Genomic DNA, 7,069 nt, shown 5'->3' with positions numbered 1-7,069 from the left:
GCACCTCCGGTGGGATCGTCACCGCTGCCTGCGCTTGCACCCCCGTCCCCGGGGTCTTCTTCCTGGCCATGGCCTGCTCCTCCTGCCTCAAGAGTAGGCCCTGCACACAAAAATCCTGACACCCTCGGGGCTGGGACCCGCCAGGACACCTGCGTGCAGGGCCCTACCCCGGACAGCGGCCGGTCATGGCCGGGGAGCCCCGGGGATCCTGGTCGCGAAGGGGACTTCGGGAGCTGGCGCCAGCGCCGGATGCCGGGCCTCCAGCGCGCCAGCGCGCAGGCGCGGCGTGGTAATGGATGGTGACCCCGGCGCGATTCGAACGCACGACCTGTCCCTTAGGAGGGGACCGCTCTATCCAGCTGAGCTACGGGGCCAAGGCGGCGGATTGTCGCACGCGGCCTCGGCCCGGCCCAAGCGGGGCCCCTTCCGAACGGGCCGCCGGACCCCATTTGCTAGAATCGCCGCACGCATCGAGACGCCGCCGTCCCCACCCGCGGCGCGACTCCGGGCCCCCCGGCCCGCACCATTCTCAGGAGATTCCATGTCCGCTTCCCTGCTCAAGGCCCTGGGCCTTGGCGCCACCAATTCCGGCACCTACCTCGGCAACGGCACCTGGTCCGACGCCACCGGCGCCGGCGTGCTGAACCCGGCCAACCCGACCACCGGCGAGGTCATCGCCCAGGTCCAGGCGACCAGCGAGGCCGATTACGAGACCGTGGTCGCCAATGCGCAGGCCGCGTTCAAGGCCTGGCGCACGGTCCCGGCCCCGCGCCGCGGCGAGGCGATCCGCCTGTGCGGCGAGGCGCTGCGCGCGAACAAGGACGCGCTGGGCTCGCTGGTCGCGCTGGAGATGGGCAAGAGCAAGGCCGAGGGCGACGGCGAAGTGCAGGAGATGATCGACATCGCCGACTTCGCGGTGGGCCAGAGCCGCATGCTCTACGGCTACACCATGCATTCGGAGCGCCCCGGCCACCGGATGTACGAGCAGTACCAGCCGCTGGGCCTGGTCGGCATCATCAGCGCGTTCAACTTCCCGGTCGCGGTGTGGGCCTGGAACTCGTTCCTGGCGGCGATCTGCGGCGACATCTGCATCTGGAAGCCGTCGAACAAGACCCCGCTGACCGCGATCGCCTCGATGAAGATCTGCAACGCCGCGCTCAAGGAAGGCGGCTTCCCGGACATCTTCTTCCTCGTGAACGACGCCGGCACCGCGCTGGCCGAGAAGTTCGTCGAGGACAGGCGCATCCCGCTGATCAGCTTCACCGGCTCGACCCAGGTCGGCCGCGAGGTCGCGGTCAAGGTCGCCCGGCGCATGGGCCGCTGCCTGCTGGAGCTGGGCGGCAACAACGCGATCATCCTCGACGAGACCGCGGACCTGAAGCTGGCCATTCCCGGCATCGTGTTCGGCGCGGTCGGCACCGCCGGCCAGCGCTGCACCACTACCCGCCGCCTGATCGTGCACGAATCGATCTACGACACCGTGCTGGAGACGCTGGTCAAGGCCTACAAGCAGGTCGAAGGCAAGATCGGCGATCCGCTGGACACCGCCAACCTGATGGGCCCGCTCAACAGCCGCGGCGCGGTGGAACAGTTCCTGGCCGCGGTCGAACAGGCCAAGGCCGCCGGCGGCAAGGTCGAGACCGGCGGCGCGGCGCTGGACCGCCCGGGCCACTTCGTCCTGCCCACGATCATCACCGGGCTGAAGAACACCGACGCGGTCGTCCAGCACGAGACCTTCGCCCCGATCCTGTACGTGATGAAGTACTCGGACCTGGACGAGGCGATCGAGATGCAGAACGGCGTGCCGCAGGGCCTGTCCTCGTCGATCTTCACCCAGAACCTGAAGGCGGCCGAGAAGTTCCTGTCGGCGGCGGGCAGCGACTGCGGCATCGCCAACGTCAACATCGGCACCTCCGGTGCGGAGATCGGCGGCGCGTTCGGCGGCGAGAAGGACACCGGCGGCGGCCGCGAGTCCGGTTCGGACGCGTGGAAGGTCTACATGCGCCGGCAGACCAACACCATCAACTATTCGGATTCGCTGCCGCTGGCGCAGGGCATCAAGTTCGACCTGTAAGACCGGACCCGCGGGCGGGGCTTGCCTCGCCCGCGGATCATCGCGCCGGGCCGGTCCCGTCCGCGGTTCACGGCGCGGGGCCCGGCCGCCGCGAATCGTAGAGCGGGGCTTGCCCCGCTGGTTTATTCGGGACCTGTTGCCGGCCGAGGAAAATGGCAGCGGGGCAAGCCCCGCTCTACCGATGCAACGACCTGGGGCGAGACCCGCCACGCGGGAAAGGGGCGACATGACCGACGACCTCGCATCGACCACCCGCTTCACCGACCGCGTCGCCGACTACGTGCGCTACCGGCCCGACTATCCGCCGGCCCTGCTGCGATGGCTGCACGCCGAATGCGGCGTGGACGCGTCGTGGAAGATCGCCGACGTCGGCGCCGGCACCGGCATCTCCTCGAAGCTGTTCCTCGACGCCGGCCACGAGGTGGTTGCGGTGGAGCCCAATGCGGCGATGCGCGGGGCCGCCGTCGCCTGGCTCGGCGGCAACGAACGCTTCGTCGCGGTGGACGGCCGCGCCGAAGCCACCACCCTGCCCGACGCCAGCGTCGACCTGGTCTCCGCCGCGCAGGCCTTCCACTGGTTCGACCAGGACGCGGTCAAGGCCGAATGGCGGCGGATCCTGCGCCGGCAAGCCGACCGGAAACCGGGCCTGGTCGCGGTGTACTGGAACTCGCGCCGGCTCACCGGCACGGCGTTCCTGGAAGGCTACGAACGGCTGCTGCTCGACCACGGCCTCGACTACAGCAGCGTGTCCGAACGCTACGGCGACGACGACCACATGCGCCGCTGGTTCGGCGCGGGACTGCGCGGCATGGCGCGCTTCCCGCACTCGCAGCGGCTGGACTTCGACGCCCTGCGCGGACGCCTGCTCTCCTCCTCGTACGCACCGCGCGCCGGGCACCCGCGGCATGCGCCGATGCTGGACGCGCTGGCGCGGCTGTTCGACGCCACCGCGGTCGACGGCCACGTCGACTTCGACTACGACACCCGCGTGTTCGCCGGCACGCTGGACTGATCCGCTGCCGCCGGCGCGTGCCTGGACGCGGACGGCGTCAACCCGCCGGCATGTCACGCCTGCGTCGACGCCCGGCCGCGCACGAGCCCGGCATGCCTCGCCCGGGCGGCCCCAGCGAACCGGGCTCGGCGGACTGGCAACGGACAGGCAGCGGCCCACGACTGCCGGGTCCGCAGGCCGGCACGACGGCGCAGCCGATCCCCACCATTCCGGACGGGGGCGCATGCATGCCGCCACCGCGGGCCGTGACCGGTTGCACGCGGCGCGCGCCGCGTTCTGGGATAATCACGCCCCGCACGGCCCGCCGCTCCCCCGCCCGGACTCCGCTCCGGACCGCGCGTCCGCCTGCTCCCCCGACAGGAACCCGTCCCCGCATGAACCCGACCCGCCAGACCAGCGCCCTCGCCATCACCAGCCTGGTGTCCGGCATCCTCGGCTGGACCCTGCTGCCATTCCTGGGCGCCCTGGTGGCGATCATCACCGGGCACATGGCCCGCCGCGAGATCCGCGCGGCCAACGGCCAGCTCGACGGCGACGGCCTGGCGGTCGCCGGCCTGGTGCTGGGCTGGGTGGCGATGGCGCTGACCCTGGCCGGGCTGTTCATCGTGTTCGCGTTCCTGGGCGGCCTCGCCTGGTTCGCCGCCCTCAATTCCTGAGGACGCGGCGACGATGTACGGCTTCGCACGCCCCTTCCTGTTCGCCCTGGATGCCGAGCGCGCGCACGGCCTGGGCCTGAAGGCGCTGGACCTGGCCTGGCGCACCGGCTCGGTCAAGCTGCTGGCCAGCCCGCGCGCGGCGCTGCCGACCAAGCTGCTCGGCCTCACCTTCCCCAATCCGGTCGGCCTGGCCGCCGGCCTGGACAAGAACGGCGAGCACATCGACGCGCTGCTGGCACTGGGCTTCGGCTTCATCGAGGTGGGCACCGTCACCCCGCGGGCGCAGCCGGGCAACCCGAAGCCGCGCATGTTCCGCCTGGTCGGCGACGAGGCGCTGATCAACCGCCTGGGCTTCAACAACGGCGGCGTCGACGCGCTGGTGCGCAACGTGCAGAGGGCGCAGCGCAAGGGCGGCCTGCTCGGCATCAACATCGGCAAGAACAAGGACACGCCCAACGAGGACGCCGCCAGCGACTACCTGTACTGCCTGTCGCGCGTATATCCGCTGGCCGACTACATCACCGTCAACATCTCCTCGCCCAATACCGCCGGCCTGCGCGAGCTGCAGGAGGAGCAGGCGCTGCGCCGCCTGGTCTCCACGCTGCGCGAGGCGCAGGAGCGGCTCGCGGCCCAGCACGGCAAGCGCGTGCCGGTGCTGGTCAAGGTCGCCCCGGACCTGACCGACGCCGACATCGACGCCGCCGCGCGGGTGCTGTCGGACCTGCAGGTCGACGGCGTGGTTGCCACCAACACCACCGTCTCGCGCACCGCCGTGCAGGGCCATCGCCATGCCAAGGAAGCCGGCGGCCTCTCCGGCGCGCCGCTGATGGGCCAGTCGACCCTGGTGCTGCGCCGGCTGCGCACGCGCCTGCCCGAGTCGATCCCGCTGGTGGGCGTGGGCGGCATCCTCTCCGGCGCCGACGCGGTGGCCAAGATGGCCGCCGGCGCCAGCCTGGTGCAGTGCTATACCGGCCTGGTGTACCGCGGGCCGGAACTGGTCGGCGAATGCGTCGACGCGATGCGCCGGCGCAAGGAATCCCCCAGCCGCGGCACGGCCAGTGCGGCGTGACGTTCCGGCGCGCGAACCCGAACCCATGACGGCGACCACCCCATCGCGGCCGGCGGCGCTGCCGGCGACGGTTCCGCGCGCATGACCGCCCTGTTCCGCCTGCTGCGCGACGCCGACCTGGCCGGGCGCAATACCTTCGGCGTGGCCGCGCGCGCGCCGTGGCTGCTGGAAGTCAACGACACCGGCTCGCTGGCCGAAGCGCTGGACCTGGCCCAGGTCCGCGACCTGCCGCTGCTGATGCTCGGCGGCGGCAGCAACCTGCTGTTCGCCGGCGATCCGCCCGGGGCGGTGGTGGCGCTGCGCGCGGCCGGCCTGCAGGTGATCGCCGATGACGGCGTGCAGGCGGTGGTGCGCGCCGACGCCGGTGCCGACTGGCACGGCCTGGTGATGTGGAGCCTGGACCAGGGCCTGTGCGGCCTGGAGAACCTGGCCCTGATCCCCGGCAGCACCGGCGCCGCGCCGATCCAGAACATCGGTGCGTATGGCGTGGAGGTCGGCGAACGCATCGTCGCGGTCGAGGCCTGGGACCGGCGGGCGCAGCGCAACGTGCGCCTGGACCGGGCGGCCTGCGCCTTCGGCTACCGCGACAGCGCCTTCAAGCGCGATCCGGAACGCTGGATCGTGACCGCGGTCGAGCTGGCGTTGTCGCGCCACGCCAAGCCGCGGCTGGACTACGCCGGCATCGGCGAGGAACTGGCCGCCATGGGCGTGGCCACGCCCGGCGCGCGCGAGGTGGCCGAAGCGGTGATCCGCATCCGCCGCCGCAAGCTGCCCGACCCGGCGGTGGTCGGCAACGCCGGCAGCTTCTTCAAGAACCCGATCGTGCCGGCGCCGCTGGCGCAGGCGCTGCAGGCCGCGCACCCGCGCCTGCCGGTATTCCCCGGCGACGGCGACGGCACGCGCAAGCTCTCGGCCGCCTGGCTGATCGATGCCTGCGGCTGGAAGGGCGCGCGCGAGGGCGATGCCGGGGTCTCGCCGGCGCACGCGCTGGTGCTGGTCAACCATGGCGCCGCCACCGGGCTGCAGCTGCTCGACCTGGCGCGGCGGATCGCCGCTTCGGTGCAGGACCGGTTCGGCGTGGCGCTGGAGCCGGAACCGCGCATCGTCGGCGCGCGCTGGTAGGCGGCCGTAACGGCCATGGGTGAAACCGCGCGCGCGCCCTTCGCCACCCACTGGCACGCCGCGCTGCTGATGCTCGGCAGCACGGTCCTGTTCGGGCTGATGGCGATCACCATCCGCCTGGCCTCGGCCAGCCTGCATACGTTCGAGATCGCGTTCTTCCGCAACTTCTTCGGTCTGCTGGCGGCGCTGCCGCTGCTGCTGCGGCATGGGCCGGGGTTCCTGCGCACCGACCAGTTCCCGCGCTACCTGTTCCGCTGCCTGGTCGGGATCTGCTCGATGCTGGCCGGCTTCTGGGCGATCGGCCACCTGCCGCTGGCGCAGGCGGTGTCGCTGTCCTACTCCACGCCGCTGTTCGTCACCATCGCCGCGGCCGCGCTGCTCGGCGAGCAGGTGCGCGCGCGGCGCTGGATCGCGGTGGCGCTGGGCTTCGTCGGCGTGCTGCTGATCGTGCGCCCGGGCAGCGCGCAGTTCACCGCCGGCACGATGGTGGCGGTGCTGGCCGCGCTGTTGTCGAGCATCGTCGCGATCCAGATCAAGCAGCTGTCGGCGACCGAACCGGCCGACCGCATCGTGATCTGGACCACCCTGCTGTGGGTGCCGATGTCGCTGCTGCCGGCGCTCAGTGTCTGGCAGTGGCCACAGGGGATCGTCTGGGTCTGGGTGGTGTGCGCCGGCCTGTTCGGCACCGGCGGGCACATGCTGTGGACGCGCGCGCTCAAGCTCGGCGAGGTCTCGGCGCTGACCCCGATCAGCTTCATGCAGCTGCCGATCGTGGCGCTGTTCGGCTGGCTGCTGTTCGACGAGTCGCTCGACCGCTGGACCCTGGCCGGCGCGGCGGTGATCCTGGGCGCGAATGCCTACATCGCCCACCGCGAAGCGACACTGGCCCGGCGCGCCTCTTCCGAAGCGGCGAGTTCGGCGGCCAAGCCAGGCGAGTGAGGCGGTCGATGCACCGGCGCCGGTGCCTTCCCCAGGCATGGAACAGGACGCGGCTTCGATCTTAGAAGAGCCTTTGTCGCGCCCGCTCTCGTAGAGCGGGGCTCGCCCCGCTGCGCACCGTCGCCGGAATGAATGGTGGGTGGGGTTCGGCCGCGTCGGGTCGCCCATGAGGATGGGCTCCTACAAAACAACGAGAG

Annotated in this window: 6 protein-coding genes and 1 tRNA gene; 6 read left to right on the top strand and 1 reads right to left on the bottom strand. The window is 71.7% G+C overall.

Going from position 1 to position 7,069, the window contains the following annotated elements; translation table 11 throughout:
- Positions 1-297: 297 nt before the first annotated feature.
- A tRNA-Arg gene (locus CSC66_RS10585) sits at positions 298-374 on the bottom strand.
- A 167-nt stretch (positions 375-541) separates the two neighbouring features.
- Here CSC66_RS10585 and amaB point away from each other — a divergent pair.
- The 6 genes from amaB to CSC66_RS10555 all read left to right on the top strand — a co-directional run bounded on the left by amaB (position 542) and on the right by CSC66_RS10555 (position 6,872).
- Entirely contained in the window at positions 542-2,074 is a 1,533-nt protein-coding gene (amaB, locus tag CSC66_RS10580; RefSeq protein ID WP_162377352.1) for an L-piperidine-6-carboxylate dehydrogenase, read from the top strand.
- Between the two features lie 226 nt (positions 2,075-2,300).
- Entirely contained in the window at positions 2,301-3,086 is a 786-nt protein-coding gene (locus CSC66_RS10575; RefSeq protein WP_162377351.1) for a class I SAM-dependent methyltransferase, read from the top strand.
- Positions 3,087-3,460: 374 nt separating this feature from the next.
- Positions 3,461-3,742 (top strand): DUF4190 domain-containing protein, encoded by a 282-nt coding sequence (locus CSC66_RS10570; protein ID WP_162377350.1) that lies wholly within the window; start codon positions 3,461-3,463, stop codon positions 3,740-3,742.
- 13 nt (positions 3,743-3,755) lie between these two features.
- Positions 3,756-4,811: a quinone-dependent dihydroorotate dehydrogenase gene (locus CSC66_RS10565; protein ID WP_162377349.1), complete on the top strand. Its 1,056-nt coding sequence runs from the start codon at positions 3,756-3,758 to the stop codon at positions 4,809-4,811.
- A gap of 81 nt (positions 4,812-4,892) precedes the next feature.
- Positions 4,893-5,933 carry a UDP-N-acetylmuramate dehydrogenase gene (murB, locus tag CSC66_RS10560; protein WP_162377348.1) on the top strand — a complete coding sequence of 347 codons (1,041 nt, stop codon included), beginning with the start codon at positions 4,893-4,895 and terminating at the stop codon, positions 5,931-5,933.
- A 15-nt stretch (positions 5,934-5,948) separates the two neighbouring features.
- Positions 5,949-6,872, top strand: coding sequence for a DMT family transporter (locus tag CSC66_RS10555; protein ID WP_162377347.1), 924 nt, complete (start codon positions 5,949-5,951; stop codon positions 6,870-6,872).
- Positions 6,873-7,069: the final 197 nt, after the last annotated feature.

The sequence above is a fragment of the Pseudoxanthomonas kaohsiungensis genome (assembly GCF_010211765.1).
Lineage (GTDB): Bacteria > Pseudomonadota > Gammaproteobacteria > Xanthomonadales > Xanthomonadaceae > Pseudoxanthomonas > Pseudoxanthomonas kaohsiungensis.
Note: the sequence above shows the minus strand (reverse complement) of the source record. Positions and strands in the feature narration are given on the sequence as shown.